Origin of the sequence: Aeromonas veronii (assembly GCA_041319085.1) — a bacterium.
Classification (GTDB): domain Bacteria; phylum Pseudomonadota; class Gammaproteobacteria; order Enterobacterales; family Aeromonadaceae; genus Aeromonas; species Aeromonas veronii_F.
Genome location: CP101033.1, coordinates 2,366,873 through 2,387,871 on the forward strand (window position 1 = coordinate 2,366,873; position 20,999 = coordinate 2,387,871).

Annotated in this window: 15 protein-coding genes and 2 pseudogenes; 6 read left to right on the forward strand and 11 right to left on the reverse strand. The window is 58.3% G+C overall.

All coding sequences use genetic code 11. The features are described from left to right. Window positions 1-10: 10 nt before the first annotated feature. The 4 genes from nrfE (at window position 11) to NMD14_11315 (ending at window position 4,114) form a co-directional block, all read left to right on the forward strand. Entirely contained in the window at window positions 11-1,966 is a 1,956-nt protein-coding gene (nrfE, locus tag NMD14_11300; GenBank protein XEI31386.1) for a heme lyase NrfEFG subunit NrfE, read from the forward strand. After that, window positions 1,963-2,577, forward strand: coding sequence for a DsbE family thiol:disulfide interchange protein (locus NMD14_11305; GenBank protein ID XEI31387.1), 615 nt, complete (start codon window positions 1,963-1,965; stop codon window positions 2,575-2,577). The genes nrfE and NMD14_11305 overlap by 4 nt, the downstream gene beginning before the upstream one ends. Window positions 2,578-2,615: 38 nt before the next feature. Beyond that, the gene (nrfF, locus tag NMD14_11310; GenBank protein ID XEI34751.1) at window positions 2,616-3,779 is read left to right on the forward strand and encodes a heme lyase NrfEFG subunit NrfF; all 1,164 of its coding nucleotides are present in this window, start codon (window positions 2,616-2,618) and stop codon (window positions 3,777-3,779) included. 176 nt (window positions 3,780-3,955) lie between these two features. Then, on the forward strand, window positions 3,956-4,114 hold the full coding sequence (locus NMD14_11315; protein XEI31388.1) for a hypothetical protein: 159 nt from the start codon (window positions 3,956-3,958) through the stop codon (window positions 4,112-4,114). Here NMD14_11315 and NMD14_11320 read toward each other — a convergent pair. From NMD14_11320 to NMD14_11345, 6 genes and pseudogenes are all read right to left on the reverse strand, one after another. Further along, on the reverse strand, window positions 4,102-4,638 hold the full coding sequence (locus tag NMD14_11320) for a cell division protein ZapC (protein ID XEI34752.1): 537 nt from the start codon (window positions 4,636-4,638) through the stop codon (window positions 4,102-4,104). The two genes, NMD14_11315 and NMD14_11320, sit on opposite strands and share 13 nt — an antisense overlap. 88 nt (window positions 4,639-4,726) lie before the next feature. Next, window positions 4,727-5,737 (reverse strand): quinone-dependent dihydroorotate dehydrogenase, encoded by a 1,011-nt coding sequence (pyrD, locus tag NMD14_11325; GenBank protein XEI31389.1) that lies wholly within the window; start codon window positions 5,735-5,737, stop codon window positions 4,727-4,729. 78 nt (window positions 5,738-5,815) lie between these two features. Beyond that, window positions 5,816-10,654 (reverse strand): NAD-glutamate dehydrogenase, encoded by a 4,839-nt coding sequence (locus tag NMD14_11330; GenBank protein XEI31390.1) that lies wholly within the window; start codon window positions 10,652-10,654, stop codon window positions 5,816-5,818. A gap of 278 nt (window positions 10,655-10,932) precedes the next feature. Continuing rightward, complete coding sequence (locus tag NMD14_11335; GenBank protein XEI31391.1) at window positions 10,933-11,154, reverse strand: DUF2835 domain-containing protein; 222 nt, start codon at window positions 11,152-11,154, stop codon at window positions 10,933-10,935. A gap of 71 nt (window positions 11,155-11,225) precedes the next feature. Beyond that, window positions 11,226-13,850 carry an aminopeptidase N gene (gene pepN, locus NMD14_11340; GenBank protein ID XEI31392.1) on the reverse strand — a complete coding sequence of 875 codons (2,625 nt, stop codon included), beginning with the start codon at window positions 13,848-13,850 and terminating at the stop codon, window positions 11,226-11,228. Window positions 13,851-13,956: 106 nt separating this feature from the next. Further along, a pseudogene (locus tag NMD14_11345) lies at window positions 13,957-14,097 on the reverse strand (IS1595 family transposase). A 313-nt stretch (window positions 14,098-14,410) separates the two neighbouring features. Between NMD14_11345 and NMD14_11350 the strand changes: the two are divergent. After that, the gene (locus tag NMD14_11350) at window positions 14,411-14,695 is read left to right on the forward strand and encodes a hypothetical protein (GenBank protein XEI31393.1); all 285 of its coding nucleotides are present in this window, start codon (window positions 14,411-14,413) and stop codon (window positions 14,693-14,695) included. 62 nt (window positions 14,696-14,757) lie between these two features. On the opposite strand, the pseudogene NMD14_11355 reads toward NMD14_11350, so the two are convergent. From NMD14_11355 to NMD14_11375, 5 genes and pseudogenes are all read right to left on the reverse strand, one after another. Beyond that, a pseudogene (locus tag NMD14_11355) lies at window positions 14,758-15,379 on the reverse strand (IS1595 family transposase). Between the two features lie 117 nt (window positions 15,380-15,496). Next, window positions 15,497-17,512, reverse strand: coding sequence for a carboxy terminal-processing peptidase (gene prc / locus NMD14_11360; GenBank protein ID XEI31394.1), 2,016 nt, complete (start codon window positions 17,510-17,512; stop codon window positions 15,497-15,499). Between the two features lie 8 nt (window positions 17,513-17,520). Then, window positions 17,521-18,159, reverse strand: a complete 639-nt coding sequence (proQ, locus tag NMD14_11365; GenBank protein ID XEI31395.1) for an RNA chaperone ProQ — start codon at window positions 18,157-18,159, stop codon at window positions 17,521-17,523. Window positions 18,160-18,261: 102 nt separating this feature from the next. Beyond that, a complete protein-coding gene (locus NMD14_11370) occupies window positions 18,262-18,720 on the reverse strand; it encodes a GAF domain-containing protein (GenBank protein XEI31396.1) in 459 nt (152 codons plus the stop codon). Window positions 18,721-18,815: 95 nt separating this feature from the next. After that, complete coding sequence (locus NMD14_11375) at window positions 18,816-19,280, reverse strand: hypothetical protein (GenBank protein ID XEI34753.1); 465 nt, start codon at window positions 19,278-19,280, stop codon at window positions 18,816-18,818. Window positions 19,281-19,561: 281 nt separating this feature from the next. Here NMD14_11375 and ccoN point away from each other — a divergent pair, with 281 nt between their 5' ends. Next, complete coding sequence (gene ccoN, locus NMD14_11380; GenBank protein ID XEI31397.1) at window positions 19,562-20,986, forward strand: cytochrome-c oxidase, cbb3-type subunit I; 1,425 nt, start codon at window positions 19,562-19,564, stop codon at window positions 20,984-20,986. Window positions 20,987-20,999: the final 13 nt, after the last annotated feature.

Consider the following 20,999-nt stretch of genomic DNA (forward strand, 5'->3'; position numbering starts at 1 on the left):
TGGAGGTTGTGTGCTGGCGGAGCTCGGCTATCTCTCACTGTTGCTGGCGACCGGGCTCGCCCTGCTGCAAGGGCTGCTGCCCTGGCTGGGGTTGCGGCTCGCCTCCCCGACTCTGCTGCGCTGCGCCACGCCGCTGGCGCTGATCAATGCCATCCTGCTGTTGGCCTCCCTGCTGCTGCTCGCCAGCTGCTTTGCCCAGGATGATTTCACCGTCAGCTATGTGGCCCAGCATGCCAACAGCGCCCTGCCCCTTGGCTTCAAACTGGCAGCTGTATGGGGTGGCCATGAAGGCTCCATGCTGTTCTTCGTCTTTGCACTGGCCCTGTGGGGGGCCTTGGTGGCGATTTGTTCAAAACGGGTCGATCCGCTGATCACAGCCCGAGTGTTGGCCATCATGGGGCTGATCGTCGGGCTGTTCGGCCTCTATACCCTGATCTTCTCCAGCCCGTTTGACCGCCAGTTCCCCGGACCGCTGGAGGGGCGCGATCTCAACCCCATGCTGCAGGATATCGGCCTCATCATTCACCCGCCCCTGCTCTATCTCGGTTACGTCGGCTTTGCTGTCAACTTCGCCTTCGCCATGGCGGCGCTGCACTCGGGTCGGCTCGATAGCGCAGTAGCCCACTGGAGCCGTCCCTGGGCGCTCGGCTCCTGGGTGTTTCTCACCGCCGGTATCGTACTGGGCTCCTGGTGGGCCTATTACGAGCTCGGTTGGGGTGGCTGGTGGTTCTGGGATCCGGTGGAAAACGCCTCCCTGCTGCCCTGGCTGCTGGGCACAGCCCTGCTGCACGCCCTGATTGTCTGCGAGAAGCGCGGCGCTTACGGCCACGCCGTGCTATTGCTCTCCATCTTCACCTTCGCCTTGAGCCTGCTCGGCACCTTTGTGGTGCGCTCCGGGGTGCTCACCTCGGTGCACGCCTTTGCGGTCGACCCCAGCCGCGGCCTCACCCTCTTGTTGCTGCTCGGCTTGCTATTAACCTGCGCCCTGACCCTGTTTGCCCTGCGGGCGGACATTCGCGCACCCTATGCCCACCTTGGCTTCTGGTCAAAAGAGGGGCTGCTCGGCGCTGCCATCCTGCTGCTCTGCGTGGCCTGCGCCAGCGTACTGCTCGGCACCTTCTACCCCATGGTGTTCCAGTCCCTCCATCTGGGCTCCCTCTCTGTGGGCGCCCCCTACTTCAACACCATTTTCGTGCCGCTGGCGCTGCTGCTGATGGGGCTGATGACCCAGCTGCCGCGCCTGCGCTGGCAGCAGCTTGCCGCAGGTTCCCGACTCAACGCTCTGTTGCCACCACTGTTTGGCCTGCTTGGTGGCGGTCTGCTTAGCCTTGCCTATCTGGAACAGGGATCTTTTTCCGGTAGCTGGCGCGGTATCCTCGCCAATATGGTGAGCCTCTGGCTGATTGCCAGCCTGCTGCTCAATACCCCATGGCGCGAGCTGACCCTCAATCGGCTAGGCAGTCTGCTGGCCCACCTCGGGGTGGCGGTCTGCGCCCTCGGCATTGCCCAAGTGAGCCACTACAGTCAGGAGGGGGGGGCTGTGCTTGGAGCCAACCAACCCTACCAGCTCGGCGCGTTCGAATTTCGCTATGAGGGGCGCGAGCCGGTGATCGGCCCCAACTATACCGCCGAGCGCATCACGCTTAGCGTGCATAAGGACGGTAAAGAGGTGGCGCGGCTGACGCCGGAGCGGCGCCACTACAGCGTGCGCACCATGAACATGAACGAGCCGGGCATCGCGTGGGGGCTGTTGGGCGATCTCTATGTGGTGCTGGGTGAGAAGATGGGGCCAGATGCCTATGCCATGCGGCTGCACTACAAGCCGCTGGTACGCTGGATCTGGCTCGGCGGCCTGTTGATGATGGCGGGTGGCACCCTGCGCCTGCTCGCCCGTCGCCCTTCGCTCGCCTCCCGCCCAATTACGGTTGGCGACTCCAACCCCCGACTCGAACTGGAGGCGTTATGAGATCCCGCCTGCGCCTCTTTCTTCCCCTGCTGCTGACCCTGGGCCTCGGCGTCCTGCTCTGGCTCGGCCTTGGCAACAATCCCTACAGCCAGGATGAGGCGACCCTGGGGCGTGCCCTGCCTGCGTGGCAGAGTAACAATCTGCTGGATGGGAGTCCGATCCAGACCACCAGTCTCAAGGGAGAACCCTTTGTGCTTAACGTCTGGGCCAGCTGGTGCGCCAACTGCCGCGCCGAACATCCGCTGCTCCGCGAGCTGGCCAGCGCCGTGCCCCTCTACGGCCTCAACTACCGGGATAAGAGTGACGCCGCCCGCGCCTGGCTTATCCAGGCGGGCAACCCCTATCGCGCGGTACTGGCCGACTCGGACGGCAAGCTGGCGCTGGAGCTCGGCGTCTACGGCACGCCGGAAACCTATCTGTTTGACGCCGATGGCGCCTTGCTTGTCCGCCATACCGGCGAGCTCACCAAAGGGATCTGGCTGCGCCAGTTTGCCCCCCTGCTCGACAAGGCGCGCGCCGACGCGCAAATGAAGGCCGCTACAACGGCACCCGCGATTGCGCCATCTATTGCGCCGTCTATTGCAACATCAGCTCGGGAGACACAGCCATGATGTGCCGTTCTCTTGCCTGCGCCCTGCTGGCCCTCGGCATGCAGCTGAGTGCAACTGCATATTCCAGCGGGGTCGATACCTATCAATTTCGCCATCCCGAGCTGCAAAATCGGGCGCAAGAGCTGGCCCGCGCCCTGCGCTGCCCCCAGTGCCAGAACCAGAATCTGGTGGAGTCCAACTCCCCCATCGCGCGAGATCTGCGACTCGAAGTCTACCGCTGGGTGGACGAGGGACAGAGCGATGAGCAGGTGATCGCCCGCATGACGGAGCGCTTCGGCGATTTCGTCCGCTACGATCCCCCCTTCAAGAGCAGCACAGCGCTACTGTGGGGCGGCCCCCTGCTGCTGTTGGGGCTGGCGCTGTTGACCCTGTTTCGCCGCCTGACGCGCACAAAGGTACAAGCCATCCCTGTCGTTAAGACCATCGATGAGTCAATCAATCAACCCGTAGCCGATCCGCGCAGCGAACTGAATCTGTTGATCATGCGTGGAGAACAAGCGGACCTCTCCCCAGACCAGTCGCTCTACAGGGAGCTGAACGCCGCCCGCCTGGCCAATACCATCCCGGCGGCGGAGCTTGCCCTGCGCGCGCAACTGGCCAACCAGCATGACAATCGCGGCCGCAATAACCGGCACGGGCGGGCCTTGTTGTTGCTTGGCATCATGGCATTCGTAGCCATTGCCGCTCTCTATCTGTGCAGCGGCCGCTATCAGGCGTGGCAGGCTTATGCATCCCGTCCCGACCCGCTGGCGGGGTTGAGCCCGCGGGATCTGCAGGACAAGGAGCTGGGGAGTCTGCATCAGAAGCTTCAACGCACCCCCACCGATCTCGACAGCTGGGCGGCGCTCGGCCAGCTCTATCTCTATCGGGGCGAGTACGACAACGCCCTGCTCGCCTATCAGCGCCTCGCCCTGCTGGAGGGGGGCGCCAGTGCGGCGAGCCAGGCCGCCCAAGCCACAGTGCTCTACTATCAGGCGGGTCAGCAGCTGACTCCCGAGGCAACCCGCCTGCTGGAGAGCGCGCTCAAGCAGGACAAGGGCGAGGTGAGCGCCCTGATGCTGCTCGCCTCCGATCACTTCCTGCATGGCCGCTACTCTCGGGCCATCGCTCTCTGGCAGCAGTTGCTGGACGAGGAGCGACCCCGCATCAACCGGGCTGCGCTGATTGAGGCGATCCAGACAGCAAGAATAATGGGCGGGTAACCCGGCGGATCCGTATGGTCTTTTCAGAAACGTCGCGCGGCCTACTCGATACCCATCAATACAATGCACCACCATGCCGAGGTGTTTTGTTCTTTGGCTAGCTCAGTTAGCTCATCGAGACTCGCGCTTAAGGCCGCTAGCCAGAAGGCGGTGGTCTCACCCGTACACTTTGGCAGATGAGTGATCTCGGAGTGCGCACCGACATGGCGTCGATGGCGGCATTAGGGGCGGGTCGTCTCGCCGTAGTCGAGCTCATGGTGGCGCAGGCCAAGCCAATGTACATCACCGATGATAGCGACAAGCGGGTTAACAGATTGCGGGATCAACTGACCTGACGATATTGCTCGGTCACGGTAATACGCGGTTTCATCCGGTTATTCATCACTTTGATCACCCCGAAACGGGGCAGGGTTTTATTGGTGGTCAATACCAGATCGGCAGTGAGGTTCAAACAGACGCTGGCCTGTTCCCCTGCCTCAATGACCATAAATTCGCCGTTGCCGAGCGGTGTATTCATCCGGACCAGATCACCATTTTGCGGGATCACCAGCGGATGCTGTTCACTAAAAAACCAGCTTTGCGGCATCAGTGGTTTATAAAAGCGACTGACCGCGATGGCATTGAGCACCAGTTGCACCTGATGGGGAATACGCCAATCTAGTTCAGCTGCTTTATCCATCAACTGATAATAGAGGGCGGCATCATCAACACAGAAAGGCTGGGTAGCAAAGGAACAGGGTACAAGTTGTCGCCCTTTATACTCGGTCGCAAATAACATGTTATCAGACAGGTCCAACATCAGACGGTCACTCTGGGCATCATAGTGCCATTGCCAGCTATCGGTCGGTTGGATAAACATGTTGGAGCCCTTACTTGAATTTCGTCTGTTGACTTTATTCCATGTTGATAAAATCAGCAACGTCAAATAAAGGGCTCGCTCCTATTTCTTATATATTGGTCACGATCTCTTTGACCAGACCAGGTCCTTTATAAATAAACCCGCTATAAATTTGTACCAGACTGGCACCGGCGGCCAATTTTTCACGGGCGGCCATGGCACTATCAATACCGCCCACCCCGATAATGGGCAAGGCACCATTGAGCGCCTTGGCCAGATGACGGATCACCTCGGTGCTCTTGTGTTGCAGCGGACGACCGCTCAGGCCACCGGCTTCACCGGCATGGGGCATGTCATAAATCATCTCGCGCTCGAGGGTGGTATTGGTGGCGATAACCCCATCAATGCCATTACGCACTAGCGAAGCGGCCACCTGATCTATTTCTTCAAGGCTTAAATCCGGGGCAATTTTAACCGCCAGCGGCACGTACTTTTTATATTGGGCGGCCAGCTCTTGCTGACGCACCTTGAGGGCGGCCAGCAATTCATCCAGCGCCTCACCATATTGCAGCGAACGCAAACCCGGGGTGTTGGGGGAAGAGATATTGACGGCAATATAACCGGCGTGATCATAAACCTTGTCCATGCAGATCAGGTAATCATCCTTGCCCTGCTCGATGGGGGTATCTTTGTTCTTGCCGATATTAATGCCGATCACCCCCTGATATTTGGCCTCTTTTACCTTGGCCACCAGATGATCCACCCCCTTGTTATTGAATCCCATCCGATTGATGATCCCCTCTGCCGGAATAACCCGGAACAGACGGGGCTTGTCATTGCCGTTTTGTGGTTTGGGGGTGACGGTACCGACCTCGATAAAGCCAAATCCCATGGCGCCCAACGCGTCAATGCACTCACCATCTTTATCCAGACCAGCCGCCAACCCCAGCGGATTGGAAAAAGAAAGCCCCATAACAGTGACGGGGCGTTTCGGCAAATTCTGGCGGAAGAAACAATCGAGTGGCGTACCGAGAAGGCGGGGCAAATATTTCATGGAGAGATCGTGCGCCTGTTCCGGATTGAGCTTGAACAGGAAATGCCTAGCGATGGGGTACAACATCTTTGCTCCTTAAAGAAAGCCCCGGCAACTGGCCGGGGCTTTGGGTGTAATGTCGGTGTCATGCCTTAATCTGGCAATTTAAAGTGCCCGACAATTCAACTGGAGCAGGTTCAACTCTCGCAAGGCCACCGAGAACTTGGCGAACTCGTGGGTGCTGGTGGTCTTGAAGTCGGCCAACATATGGGTCCAACGGGACAAGAGTTGCTCATGCTCCGAAATCCAGTCGGCCAGTATGGTAGCGCATTCGCCCTCACCTTTGCACCCTTCCAGTACCACAGAAGTGAGACTGCGTTGCTGCCAGTCAAGATCTTCGCGGAAGGAAGCCCGCGCCATCGCCTGCCAGTGGTTGCCGACCGGTTGATGGTTGATCTGGTCGAGGAACCAGTGCAGATCCAGTTTGGCCCCGAGGCGATAATAGACATTGGCGGCACGCAGGATGTCGGTCTGGTGCTCCGCGGCAATCTGCGCCAGATCCAGACTGGAGAAGAGGCTGCTCATATGGGCGACCTGACGGGCAATGGCCTCGGGCACCTGTTTCTCCATCCACTTGGCAACGGCCTGACGATGCTCTGCCACTTCGCTCTCATCCATCACCTCATAGAGGTGCTGGCCCAGGGTTTCGAACGCCGGACGGAAGAAGGCGATGTTCTCGCTGATGCTCCAACTGCGATTGCGGGCGCGCAGGAACCAACGGGTGGCCCGGCGCACGATGCGACGGCTGTAGTACATCAGCTCAAGCTGAGTCTGGGCCCCCACCAGGTTGTCGCACCCTTCGATATCGCGCCACAGCGGGTCCATGCCAAACACTTCGCGAGCCATGGCAAAGCAGCAGGCCACTTCCGCCACCGAGGCACCGGTCTCGTCCTTCATCCGGCTGGCGAAGTTGAGCCCCATGTCGTTAACCAGCATGTTGGCCACCCGGGTAGCAATGATCTCGGAACGCAGCGGGTGATCGGCCAGCTGGGCACCAAACTGCTGCTGCAGCTTGGCCGGGAAGCTGGTGACCAGCATGTTGGCGAGGAAGGGCTCGTCGGTCACTTCCGGGCAGTTGAGCTGCTCTTTCAGCACCATCTTGCCGTAGGCCACCAGCACCGCCAGTTCGGGGCGAGTCAACCCCTGCCCCGCCGCCATCCGCTCGGAGAGCTCCTCGTCGGAGGGCAGGAACTCCAGCGCACGGTCCAGCTTGCCTTCCCGCTCCAGCCCCTGAATAAAGCGCTGCTGCTCTTTCAGTTGTTCAGAACCGCGGAAGCTGGTGACCGAGATGGACTGGGACTGGCGATAGGCGTTGGTGATGACGATCTGCGCCACGTCGTCGGTCATCTCGTAGAGCATCTGGTTGCGTTGCTTGAGGGTCAGATCCCCTGCGGCCACCAATTGGTTCAGCAGGATCTTGATGTTCACCTCGTTGTCGGAGCAATCCACCCCGCCCACGTTATCGGTAAAATCGGTATTGATGCGACCGCCCCGGCTCGCGTACTCCACCCGACCGAGCTGGGTAAAGCCGAGGTTGCCCCCCTCACCCACGATGCGGGCCCGCAGCTCGCGACCATTGACCCGCAGTGCGTCGTTGCTGCGATCACCGACCTCGGCATCGCTTTCGCGAGCGCTCTTCACGTAGGTGCCGATACCGCCGTTCCACAGCAGATCGATGTTCAGGCAAAGCAGCGCCTTGATCAGCTCGTTCGGCGCCATGCTGGCCTTGTCGCTGCCAAGCAGGGTCTGCATCTCGGGGCTGAGTTTGATCGACTTGGCCGAGCGCAGGAAGATGCCGCCCCCTTGTGATATCAGCTCGCGGTTGTAGTCATCCCAGCTGGAACCCGGCAGATCGAACAGACGCTGGCGTTCGACAAAGCTCTTGGCCGAATCCGGGTTGGGGTCGACGAAGATGTGCATGTGGTTGAACGCGCCCACCAGCCGGGTGTGCTCGGAGAGCAGCATACCGTTGCCAAACACGTCGCCCGCCATGTCGCCGATCCCGACGCAGGTAAAATCGGCGGTCTGGCAGTTGACGCCGAGCTCACGGAAGTGACGTTTGACCGACTCCCAGGCGCCGCGCGCGGTGATACCCATCTTCTTGTGGTCATAACCGACCGAGCCGCCGGAAGCGAACGCATCGCCCAGCCAGTGGCCGTATTCGAGGCTGATCTCGTTGGCGATGTCGGAGAAGGTGGCCGTGCCCTTGTCGGCGGCGACCACCAGGTAGTAGTCATCCTCGTCGTGACGCACCACTGATGTCGGCGGGATCACTTCACCGCCGATGATGTTGTCGGTCACATCGAGCAGGCCGCGGATAAACAGGCGATAGCAGGCCTTGCCCTCCTCCTGAATGACCGCGCGGGCTGCCCCCACCGGCATCTGCTTGCAGTAGAAACCGCCCTTGGCCCCCACCGGCACGATCACAGTGTTTTTGACCTGCTGGGCTTTCACCAGACCCAGCACCTCGGTGCGGAAGTCCTCCTTGCGATCAGACCAGCGCAGGCCACCACGGGCGACCTTGCCCCAGCGCAGATGTACCCCTTCCACCCGTGGCGAGTAGACGAAGATCTCGAATTTCGGCAGCGGTAGCGGCATGTCGGTGATGCTGGAGGGGGCCAGTTTGAAGGAGATGTAGGGCTTGATGTTGCCCGCCTTGTCCAGCTGGTAGTAGTTGGTGCGCAAGGTGGCGTCGATCATCTCCACATAGCGGCGGATGATGCGATCGTCATCGAGGTTAGCGACCTGATCCAGCTTGGCGGCAAGCGCCTCGTGCAGCTTGGCCTCTACCTTGGCGTCCTGCTTGCCGGCAGGATCCAGGCGCTGTTCGAACAGGGTAAACAGCAGTTGGGCGATATCGGGATAACGGGTCAGGGTCTCTTCGATATAGGACTGGCTGAAGGAGACGCCAGTCTGGCGCATGTATTTGGCATAGGCACGCAGCACCGAGACCTGACGACCGGTAAGTCCCGCCCCCAGCACCAGACGGTTGAAACCGTCATCTTCCAGCTGCTTGTTCCAGATGGCAGCAAAGGCTTCCTGGAAGCGCTGCTGGCTCTGCTCCAGATCAAACGGCTGCTTGCCGTGCAGCAGCATGGAGAAGTCGAGGATCCAGAACAGATCGCCGCTCGGGGTGCGTACCTGATACGGGGTCTCGCCGATCACCCGCAGTCCCATGTTCTCCAGCATCGGCAGCACGTCTGAGAGGTGAATGGGTTCAGTGCGATGGAACAGCTTGAGCCGTACCCGACGATCGTTCTCCTCCTCCTGCGCGCGGTAAAACAGCATGCCCAGCGGCTCGGCTTCGCTCAGGTTATCGAGCGCCATGATGTCGGCCACGGCAGAGCCAGGCAGCACATCTTCCTTGTAAGCGCGGGGGAATGCGGTGCTGAAACGGCGGCGCAGCTCGTTGCCACGGGCCTCGCCATAGTGGGAGAGCAGCACGGAGTCGAGTCTGTCGTCCCAGCTGCGGGCCGCTTCAATCAGGTTGTTCTGTACTTCGTTCACATCCACATCCACGTTGTTGTTGTTGACCCGCACTATGTAATGGGTCCGCGCCAGCACACCTTCGGTGAAGTAGACGTTGAACTCCACCTCTTCGTTGCTGCCAAAATAGTTCTGCAATATTTGCTGGGTCTTGATCCGCAGCGCCGTGTTGTAGCGCTCCTTGGTGACATAGACCATGCAGGAGAAGAAGCGACCATAGACATCCCGGCGCACAAACAGCCGCAGCATGTCCCGCTCCTGCATCTCCAGCACGCCGAGACCGGTGGCCAGCAACTCCTCTTCGCGGGCCTGGATCAACTCGTCGCGGGGATAGGTTTCCAATACGTTGAGCAGCGCCTTGTAGGCGTGGGAGCCCGTTTCAAAGCCGGAGGCGACCATGATGCGCTCGAGGCGATGGCTGATGAGCGGGATCTGGGTCGCACTGGTGTTGTAGATGGAGGAGGCGTAGAGGCCGATAAAGCGATCTTCCCCCACCACCTTGCCGTGCTCGTCAAAGCGCTTGATGCCGATGTAATCCACATAGGCCGGGCGGTGTACCCGGGACTTGCTGTTGGATTTGGTGAGGATCAGCAAGTCAGAGCTCAGGGCGGCGTGACGGGCACTGGCTGGCATATTGCCAAGACGCTGGCCCACCTCCTTGATGGAATTCTTCATCAAACCGAGGCTGGAGCTGGCCTGCGGCAGGATCTCATGATCCCCCTCCACCGCCTTGACGTCGTAGCGACGATACCCCATCAGGGTGAAGTTGTGGGCAGCCACCCATTTTAGGAAAGCGACGCAGGAGGCCACCTCCTCCTTGCTGACCGGGCTCTTGCGCTTGGGCAGCTCATCGATGATCTCATTGAGCTTGGCCAGCATCGGTTGCCAGTCGCCAACCGCCAGCGCCACTTCATCGGCCACCGAGTTGAGCTCGGCAGCCAGCGCGACCATCTGCTCCTCGCTGGTGAGGTGGTCAATCTCGATAAGGAATGCCGTTTCAACCGAGGTCTGCCCATCGGTGTTGTCGAGTTCCAGAATGGCGTCAATCTTGCCATACGCGCCACGAATGAGGTGCAGCGGCTGGTGCAGCATCATGTGGGCGGTGATGTTGAGCCGCTTGAGCGCCATCCGGATGGAGTCCACCAGGAAGGGGGAATCCTGCAGGATCACCTCGACGATGGTATGGGGAGACTGCCAACCGTGACGGGTCAACACAGGATTGTAGACCCGGATATAGGGGTCGGTACCGCTACGCTGATTGAGGGCATTCCACAGGCTCAGGGCCGCGCCGTAGAGATCGCTGTCGTTGCGATCATGCAGATCGGAGCTCGCCATGTTGCCGTAAAACTTGGCCACGAAGCGCTCAACCAGAGAGGCACTGTTTTTGGGCAACTTCTGATGGATCAGGCTGAGAACGTTTTCGAGCAGAACTGAGGTAGGGGCGTCTTTCAATGCCATTTTTATATTCCTTATCGGACGACATTAACCACCGACGCAGAGGCAACCACCCTGGTTACCCGCTGGTGCAGAGTTGTTGCGAAGTGTAATGGCTTGGAAAAGGGAAGGCGAGGAAAGGTGCTAACGAGGTGTTAAAAACAAGGTGCAGATCACGGCTTAAACTGTAAGAAATTTTGCAAATAACCAAAAATACAGAAATTCACACTACTTCCGTACCAGTTTACCGGATAGATAGTGACGCAAAGCAGATAAACAGTCGGCAATCTGTTCTATTTTTGTTAATTTATGCGTTCGAGGCTGATAAAGCGGTAATCATCCTGGGTTTTCAGCCGAAAGTAGCCATGTACACCATGGATGGCAACAAAAGGCCGTATTTTTTCTATGCCAAGTTCCAGGGTCAACCCCTGGTCGCTGCGCACCACCAGCCGTCTGGCATGGCCCTGATACATCAGCATCACCTCATCGCTATTCAATGAGAGCCGAAAAGTAAACTGCTTCACGCTTGCTCCTGATCACACGACAAATCACCCAATGAGGGGCAGGAGCATTCACGCCCCTACCCCGTCAACACTTACTGCTGCAGCGCCTTGCTGACCTTCTCGAACAGATCCCGCGCCAGCCCCTCAAGGTTGGCAAGACGAGTCAACTCGGCGCGGATCAGGGCCTTGCGCGCCTCATCCAGTCGCTTGAACTGGATAAGCGGAGTGATGAGGCGGGAGGCCACCTGGGGATTGACCTCGTTGAGCGCGATCAGCAGATCGGTCAAGAAGCGATAACCGCTGCCATCCACCGCATGGAACTGCACCTGATTGCTCATGGCGAAGCTGCCGATCAGCGCCCGCAGCCGGTTCGGGTTGCGAATGCTGAAGGTGGGGTGACTCATCGCTTGTTTCACTTCGCTAAGCACATCGGCAGCCGGTTTGCTGCCAATCAGTCGCAGCCAGTTATCCAGCACCAGCCCATCCTTGGCCCACTTGCCTTCAAAATCGGCCAGCAGCGCAGCGCGGCATGGCAACAGATAGCCGTTGGCTACCTGCAACGCTGCCAGAGTGTCGGTCATATTATCGGCGGTTGCATACTGCTCGCGCACCAGCGCATCGGCATGCTCCGCATCCAGCGCCGCCAGATAGCCGAGCACTACCCCTTTGAGGGCTCGCTTGGCCATATCGGCATGCACCACCTGATAACCATTCAGACGCAGGCTATGATAGGTCGCCGCCAAGCGCGCGCCAAAGGCCTCGGCAAGACGGGTGTGGATAGCGTCGCGCACCTGATGGATGGCATCGATATCGGCCACCTCGAACAGCTCGGCCAGCGTCGCCTCACCGGGCAGCGCCAGGATCTCCGCCTTGAGGGCCAAATCCAGTTCACTGTCGTCAAGAATGGCGACGAAAGCGGCCAACAGGGTTTGGGAGAGCTCAACCCCCTGCCCGTGCTGTACCCGCGTCACCCCGTCGATGACCGCCTTGTTGATCAGCATCTGGGCCGCATCCCAGCGGGCAAACTCGTTGCGGGCAAAGCGCATCAGGAAGGCGAGTGCTTCGTCGCTGTAGTCATAGTGCAGCTTGACCGGCGCGGAGAAGTCCCGCAGCAGAGAGGGAACCGGTTTGACCGACACCTGATCGAATTCGAAGGTCTGCTCCGCGTCCAGCACGTCGAGCACGTTGCCGATGGCCTTGCCCTGATATTGCAGCGCAATGACGGCACCTTGTTCATCATAGAGCTCGATGTCGAGGGGGATATGCAGCGGCAGCTTCTGCGGCTGATCCTGGGTCGGCGGGGTGTGCTGGCTCACATGCAGACGGTAAACGCCGCTGGCGGCATCGTACTCGTCGGTGACGGTCAGCTCGGGGGTACCGGATTGGCTGTACCAGCGGCGGAAACGGCCGAGATCCACACCGGAAGCATCCTCCATCGCCTGCACGAAATCATCGCAAGTGGCGGCCGAGCCGTCGTGACGCTCGAAGTAGAGACGCATACCGGCCTGGAAGGCATCTTCCCCCAGCAGGGTGTGCATCATGCGGATCACTTCCGACCCCTTCTCGTAGACGGTCAGGGTGTAGAAGTTGTTCATCTCGATCACCACATCCGGGCGGATCGGGTGCGCCATGGGGCCGGCATCTTCGGCAAACTGCGGGCCGCGCACGGTACGCACGTTGTTGATGCGGTTGACGCCACGGGAGCCCAGATCGGAGGAGAACTCCTGATCCCGGAACACCGTCAGCCCCTCTTTCAGGCTGAGCTGGAACCAGTCGCGGCAGGTGACGCGGTTGCCGGTCCAGTTGTGGAAATATTCGTGACCGATCACCCGTTCGATACCGTGGTAATCGCTGTCGGTGGCGGTGGCAGGATTGGCCAGCACGAACTTGGAGTTGAAGATGTTGAGCCCCTTGTTTTCCATGGCGCCCATGTTGAAGAAGTCCACCGCGACGATCATGTAGATGTCGAGATCATACTCAAGGCCGAAACGCTGCTCGTCCCAGCGCATGGAGTGGATAAGGCTCTCCATGGCAAAACCGGCACGATCCAGATTGCCCTTGTCGACGAAGATCTCGAGGGCCACTTTGCGGCCGCTTTTGGTGGTGTAGTGGCTACGCTCCACATCGAAATCACCGGCCACCAGCGCAAACAGGTAGCTCGGTTTGGGGAAAGGATCCTGCCACTGTACGAAATGACGGCCGCCATCCAGATCACCGCTATCGACCTTGTTGCCGTTGGAGAGCAGGAAGGGGAACTGGGCTTTGTCGGCGGTAATGCGGGTGCTGTAACGCGCCAGAATGTCGGGGCGGTCCAGATAATAGGTAATGCGCCGGAACCCCTCCGCTTCACATTGGGTGCAGTAGGCATCGCCAGACTTGTAAAGCCCTTCCAGCGCGGTGTTGGCAGCCGGATCCAGCAGGGTGACGATGGTCAGTACACATTCGGCAGGCAGGTTGAACAGGGTCAGGCTGCTCTCGCCTTGCTCGTAGTGGTCACAGGGAATGCCATCGATGGCAACGCTCTTGAGGGTCAGCTGCTCGCCATCGAGTACCAGCGGCGTATTGTGCTCACCGTTGCGGCGAATGCGGGTGATGGCGGTGACCTGGGACAGCGGCTCCTGCAGTTGGAAATCGAGGTCGATGGTGTCGATCCAGTAGAGCGGTGCCTGATAATCCTGGCGATATTTGGCCGTCATGGCCTGGGAGTGATCGGTCATTATTGTCTGCTTCCACGCGTGTTAAAGGCGAGAAAGAGGCTGTCACAACCAACTGGCGCGGTCAAACAATTTGCAGATCGTCAGTTACGCCAGACAAAAAGAAAGGCTATGTCCCAATTACGTGTTGCATGGGGTGCCCTATCGCCTCATGCAAACACGCTTTGATATTCACACTCCTCCCGTAACGCTCCAGCATCCTTAGCCAACCCAGATAATTCCTCAGGTAGCGAGTCGCCACGCCATGGAAGCTCGCCAGCTACGACATCACCGAATATGTGCCGACCAAGACCTGCGAGCAGCCACAGCTCGATTTCCTGCGCCAAAGCTAAGACGCCAAGGCCGCCATGCCGACAGACACTGACGTGTGGGTACCAGCCCTGCACCGCCAAATAAATCGATAACCATCTGTTATTAAAGGCTTAATCAATACGGCGCCAACGCCTGTCGCAGCGCACGGCTAGGCTCGATTGACTGTGCCGGCATAAGGCTTATAAATGGTGGCAGGTAGGGCGTTCCTTCGGACTGCCCGCGTATTCCCCCTGTCGTTGGAAGGTATTACCGTGAAAAAACACATGATCGCCCTGGCCGCTGCCGCCCTGCTCTCTACCATCACCGCTGCCCCGGCATTTGCCGTCAGCCACGGCCACAGCAAGACGCTGGCAGCCAGCAGTTGCACCCAGGTTGATGAAGCCCAAGGCCTCTGTACTATTGGCAAGAGCAGCAAGAAAGTCGTCAAGAGCGCCAAGCCCAAGGTTCACTACGTAACCAAGTCCGGCAAGCGTCTGCCGCGTTGTGAAGACGTGGGTGGCTCCCAAGCCGACAACGGCTCCTCCTGCTGGTACTGATACCGCAACCCCCGCGCTGTCTCGCTTAACCACGACCCGCTTTGGCGGGTCGTTTTGTTTGGTTATGTCCCAATTACGTGTTGCATGGGGTGCCCCAGCGCCTCATACAAACACGCTTTGATATTCACCCCCATCCCGTAACGCTCCAGCATCCTGCGCCAACCCTGATAATTCCTCAGGTAGTGAGTCGCCACGCCATGAAAGCGCACCATCCACTCTTTCAACCGGTGGTGATATCCGTTTACATGTTGAATGTGATACGCCCCCATCACCCGTTCATCTTGGCGATTACTCACTACCTGATGGATCACTCCCTGCACCTTACTGAAACTGGCATACACGCCCGCACCATCGCTACACAGCACCGCATCCGGTGACACCAGCGGCTTCAACACCGCGATGACTGTTGCGCTTTACGTAATCTGGCCAGGGGCGTCTTGGTGAGGATGGAGCTAGTGCGCAGACACTGTTTGCAACGGTAGCGACGTAAACCTGGCTCCATCCCCAAGGGGCCAGCTGATTGGCATCTGCCTGACAATGGGGACAGCCGCTACATTCAGGTAACTGGGTACAGAGCGAGGTAATGGCATGTGGCGCCATGAGCTCCTGCCGGGCAACACGGCGCTGGCGCAGGGTTAACTGGGGAAAGAGGGACAACAGGTGTTGAAAGGCTGGGGTATCCATGATGGTAGGCCTCAAGGTGATGGCCTACTTCACGCTTAGCCTTTCACAACACGTCATTGGGACAGAGCCAAAAGAAAGGGCGACCGGAGTCGCCCTTGTGCATGATGGGTCACCTTGTCAGCTGCGTTTGCTGACCTTGGCCAGGTCCGCCGTGATATTGGCCGTTTCGATGAGATACTCATCGGGCGCTTCAAAATCAGCGGGCAGTTCATCCAGACTCTTCACCGCCGGTTTGCCAAGACGTGCCAGACGCTCATTGGTACGTTTGAGCGCTTTCTCATCCTGTTTTGCCTGCTCGGCAACACGCTCCGCCTCGTTGAGGGAGACCGACTTCTTGTCTTTCTCCTCCTTGTAGTCGGCGATGTCCTGCATCACATAGGCAAACTCGGGATCCTTGGCGATCCGGGCATCGTGCGCCGACTGCAACTTGGGTAGCACGCTGGCGAAGTTGCCGAGTTTCTCGTATTTGGCGGAGGCAATCTTGTCCCACGGCAACGCATTGAACTCACGGCTCTCACCCGTCTCTTCCGGGGCAACCGGTGTCGGGAAGCTGATATCCGGCGCAACGCCCTTGTTCTGGGTGCTGCCACCGTCGATCCGGTAAAACTTGGCGATGGTGTACTGCACGTGTCCCAGCGGTTGCTCGTAGAAGTCATAGACCTTGGCGAGGCTGCGATGCTGCTGCACCGTCCCCTTGCCGAACGAGTTTTCACCCAGGATCAGGGCGCGGCCATAATCCTGCATGGCAGCAGCGAAGATCTCGGAGGCCGAGGCACTGTAGCGGTCAATCATCACCGACATGGGACCGCCGTAATAGACGTTGCCATCGTCATCGCCATTGACCGTGATACGGCCCATGTGATCACGAATTTGCACCACGGGACCGCTGGCAAAGAAGAGACCGCTCAGGGCGGAAGCTTCGGTCAGGGCGCCACCGCCATTACCGCGCAGATCGATGATCAACCCATCGATCTTCTGCTTGTTAAGACTGGAGAGCTCCTTGATCACGTCATCGTGCAGATTGACGTAGAAACTGGGGATCTCGATGACACCAATCTTCTTGCCTTCGGCGTTAATCACCTTGGACTTGGCTGCTCGGTCTTCAAGGCGCACCTTGTCGCGGGTCAGCTCGATCTGCTCGGTCTTGGCGGCTGCGCCCTTGCCGCGCTGGATCTCCAGCTTGACCTTGCTCCCCTTGGGCCCCTTGATGAGCTCAACCACGTCATCAAGACGCCAGCCGATCACATCAACTATCTTGCCATCTTCCTGCCCTACCCCGGTGATCTTGTCATCAGGTTTGAGGTGGTTGGACTTGGCCGCCGGGCCACCGGGCACCAGGGAACGGATGACGGTAAAGTCATCGTCCGCCTGCAACACGGCACCAATCCCCTCCAGCGAGAGGTTCATCTCGGTGTTGAACCGATCTGCACTGCGCGGTGAGAGGTAACTGGTGTGCGGTTCGATGGCGCGAGCAAAGGAGTTCATGAAGAGCTGGAAGACATCCTCGCTCTCGGTCTGTGACATCCGCTTGATAGCGTTGTTGTAACGCTTGCCAAGCAGCTCCTTGATCTCGGGCCACTCCTTGCCACTGAGCTTGAGGCTCAGGGCATCGAACTTGACCCGTTGACGCCACAGCTCGTTGAGCTCTGCTTCATCTTTGGGCCAAGCCGCCCCTTCCCGATCAAACACATAGTTGTCGGTCTGGGTAAAATCGAAGGGAGTGTCGAGCAGTTTGAGGGCGTATTCGAACCGCTCATAACGCCGCTGCTGGCTCAGGTTGAACATCTCGTAGGCGGGTGCCAGACGGCCTCTTTCGAGGTCGGTGTCAAAACCGGTACGGTACTTTTCAAAACGGCTGATATCAGAGGCCAAAAACAGGTTGCGGCTGTAGTCCAGATTCTCCAGATATTTATCGAAAATCACGGAGGAAAAGGCATCGTCCAGCTTGAACTGTTTGTAGTGCGAGCGGGTAAACAGATTGGTAATTCGCTTGCTGGCCGTAGCATGTTGGCTCTCTTGAGCCAACACAGGCAAATCACTCTCCTTGAGCACCGGCTCAATGGCCTGTGCAAGCCCGGCAAGCGCCAAGCTACAGGCAACAAGGGAAAAACGAATTACGCCATGCTTCAACATTTGTCTCCTTAGAGAACCAAGTGCTCTGATTTGACCCGCACCATCATGCCGGTCTGCAGTTGGACCTGTACATCGTCCTTGGTTACTTCCTTGATGGTTGCCGGAACCGGGAGTTTACCCATAACGACGCGCACATCCTGACCCACTTTCAGCATAGCGGCATCCACTTTAACCAGCGGAGCGTCAGCGACCGGGGCCTTGGCGGCAGCCTTCGGCTTGGCAGCGACATCAGCTTTCTCGGTTTTGTGCACAGCAGGACGACGGGGCTTCTTGGCCTTCTCATCCTTCTCTTTGATATTGGTACGACGACTGGCAAATACGCGCTCTTTGCTCTCTTTCAGCGCTTGCTTGGCGTGCTCGATGTGCTCTTCGGTCAGCAGTTCGCCCGGGTTGCCGTCAAGATCAACGCGCGCCTGGCCAGCTTTAAGGCCGTGCAGGTAGCGCCAGCTGGAGGTGTATTGACGCAGTGCGGAACGCAGCATGGTCTTGGAGACTCTGGCATCGTCAGCAAGACGCTCGGCCAAATCCTGGAAGATGCCAATCTTGAGCGGCTTGGCCTCTCCTTCAGCAACGAAGCAGGCCGGGAATTTCTCGACCAGGTAGGCAACGATCTCTTTACTGTTCTTCAGCTTCTCAGTGTTTTCCATGTATAACCTTGGCTTTCATATAAACGCACGGGCACGTCCCGAGCACAACAAAGGCCCCATTATAGAGAGCTTGGGGCCTTTTGCGAACCATCTAGCAATGACTTAGAGCATGCTTTCCAAAATTTGCACCGTTTCTTCGAGGCCAATCCGGTCTTCCTGGTCGAAACGGTTAAAAATCGGACTGTCGATATCGAGCACCCCGATGATCTCGCCACCACGGCGCACCGGGATCACGATTTCGGCATTGCTGGCCCCGTCACAGGCAATATGCCCGTCGAACTGATGCACATCGTCCACCAGCTGGGTCCTGCCCTCTGCCACGGCCGTACCACACACCCCGCGGCCAACCGGGATCCGCACGCAGGCCGGTTTGCCCTGAAAGGGCCCCAATACCAGGGTCTCGCCCTGCAACAGATAAAAACCGACCCAGTTGATCTCCGTCAGCTCCTGATTAAGCAGCGCGGACAGGTTGGCCAGATTGGCAATCAGATCGGTTTCCCCCTCCAGCAGCGCCTTGGCCTGCTGGTTGAGGGTGCGATAAAACGGTTGTTTCTCAATCATGATTAAATGAACTTCACTCCCTGATGGTTTGGGGAAGGTAACGCCTGGCCAGGAAATTTCAAATATTTTTTCCACTCCCCACTCCTCTTGCGCCGTTATTCCCGGGCAACGGAAAGTGCAAATTGCTGGCGTTGACCATTACTCCACTCGATATTTAACAGCCAGACCATGACGGGTGACGTACAGCTCCCCACCTGAGTCACCCCCTGCCACTGTCCGTCTATTTGTTGTTCAAAGCTCACCGGAATGGTGCCCATAAACATATCTTTGCCTTCGAGCGTCGCGTTTACCGGCTTGATGGCCGGATCGCCCCCGGTAATAGCGATTGCAAAGTCATGTTCGGCGCGCAGCGGTAATTCCGTGATGGCGACCGTCAGCGGCTTGTCACCCATCAACGCACTGCAACGGGTGTGGGAAAGATCACAAATCTGATCTTTTTTCTGGCCAGCAGAGACGCTGTTATCGGCCGAAAACCAGGTGCGATAGGCCACCAGCGCCAATAGCAGCGCCAATACCAGTGCGAGGTGCAAAACTTTACGTGCGGTAAGTCTCTCTTTCATCAAAAACAGCCCGAATAAGATGCAATTAAAATAGTTTTTTGTGATCTCGAACAAGGTAAAAAACTGCCATAACAAGACCGGACGGAGCCAAATATATCACTGTTTATACTGTTATTTTACCTGTCAGTTCAGTATCATTCCCATGCAATTTTCATTTAGCCATCTTTTGCTTTTCCTTTCGTTAACAGATGTTAACAATTGGTTGGCGGTGGCTGATGAAGCCAGTCCGGTTCTCCGGATACAAAACCAAACAACAGCAGCATCGGAAGCGGAATATAACGATGAGCCATACAACTAACCATCCTGAGTACAACTACACCGTTGTTCGCCAGTTTACCGTCATGACGATTGTCTGGGGAATTGTCGGCATGTCGGTTGGCGTACTGATCGCAGCCCAATTGATCTGGCCTGCCCTCAACTTCGAGACTCCGTGGCTGACTTACAGTCGTCTGCGGCCCCTGCATACCAACGCAGTGATCTTCGCCTTCGGCGTCAGCGCACTGATGGCCACCTCGTTCTATGTGGTACAGCGCACCTGTCAAACCAGACTGTTTGGTGGCCCGTTGGCAACCTTCGTCTTCTGGGGCTGGCAAGCGATCATCCTCTCTGCCGCCATCTCTCTGCCGCTGGGTTACACCTCCGCCAAAGAGTATGCCGAGCTGGAGTGGCCAATTGATATCGCAATCACAGTGGTATGGGTCGCCTATGCCATCGTCTTCTTCGGCACCCTGATGAAGCGCACCACCTCCCACATCTATGTGGCGAACTGGTTCTTCGGCGCCTTCATCATCACCGTTGCGGTGCTGCACATCGTCAACAACATGGAAGTGCCGCTCTCGGGCATGAAGTCCTACTCCATGTACTCCGGCGCCATGGACGCCATGGTGCAGTGGTGGTATGGCCACAACGCGGTAGGCTTCCTGTTGACCGCCGGCTTCCTGGGGATGATGTACTACTTCGTGCCCAAGCAGGCCGGTCGTCCGGTTTACTCCTATCGCCTCTCCATCGTGCACTTCTGGGCGCTGATCTCCCTCTATATCTGGGCCGGTCCGCACCACCTGCACTACACCGCACTGCCTGACTGGGCTCAGTCGCTGGGCATGGTGATGTCCCTGATCCTGTTCGTGCCCTCCTGGGGCGGCATGATCAACGGCATCATGACCCTCTCCGGTGCGTGGCACAAACTGCGTTATGACCCCATCCTGCGCTTCCTGATCGTTTCCCTGTCTTTCTACGGCATGTCGACCTTCGAAGGCCCGATGATGGCGATCAAAACCGTCAATGCCCTCTCCCACTACACCGACTGGACCGTTGGTCACGTGCACTCTGGTGCGCTGGGTTGGGTTGCCATGGTCTCCATCGGAGCGGTCTATCACCTGATACCTAACCTGTTCGACCAAGGCCGGATGTACAGCGTCAAGCTCATCAACGTTCACTTCTGGCTGGCGACCGTGGGCACCGTGCTCTACATCGTTGCCATGTGGATTTCCGGCGTGATGCAGGGCCTGATGTGGCGTGCAGTCAACGAAGACGGCACCCTGACCTACAGCTTCGTTGAAGCGCTGCAGGCATCCTACCCCTTCTATTTCGTGCGCTTCCTGGGAGGCTGCTTCTTCGTCACCGGCATGTTGCTGATGGCTTACAACGCCTATCGCACCATCACTGCGCCCAAAGGTTCTCTGGAACCTGTCGCCACGCCCGCATGATTGAAGAGGTCAA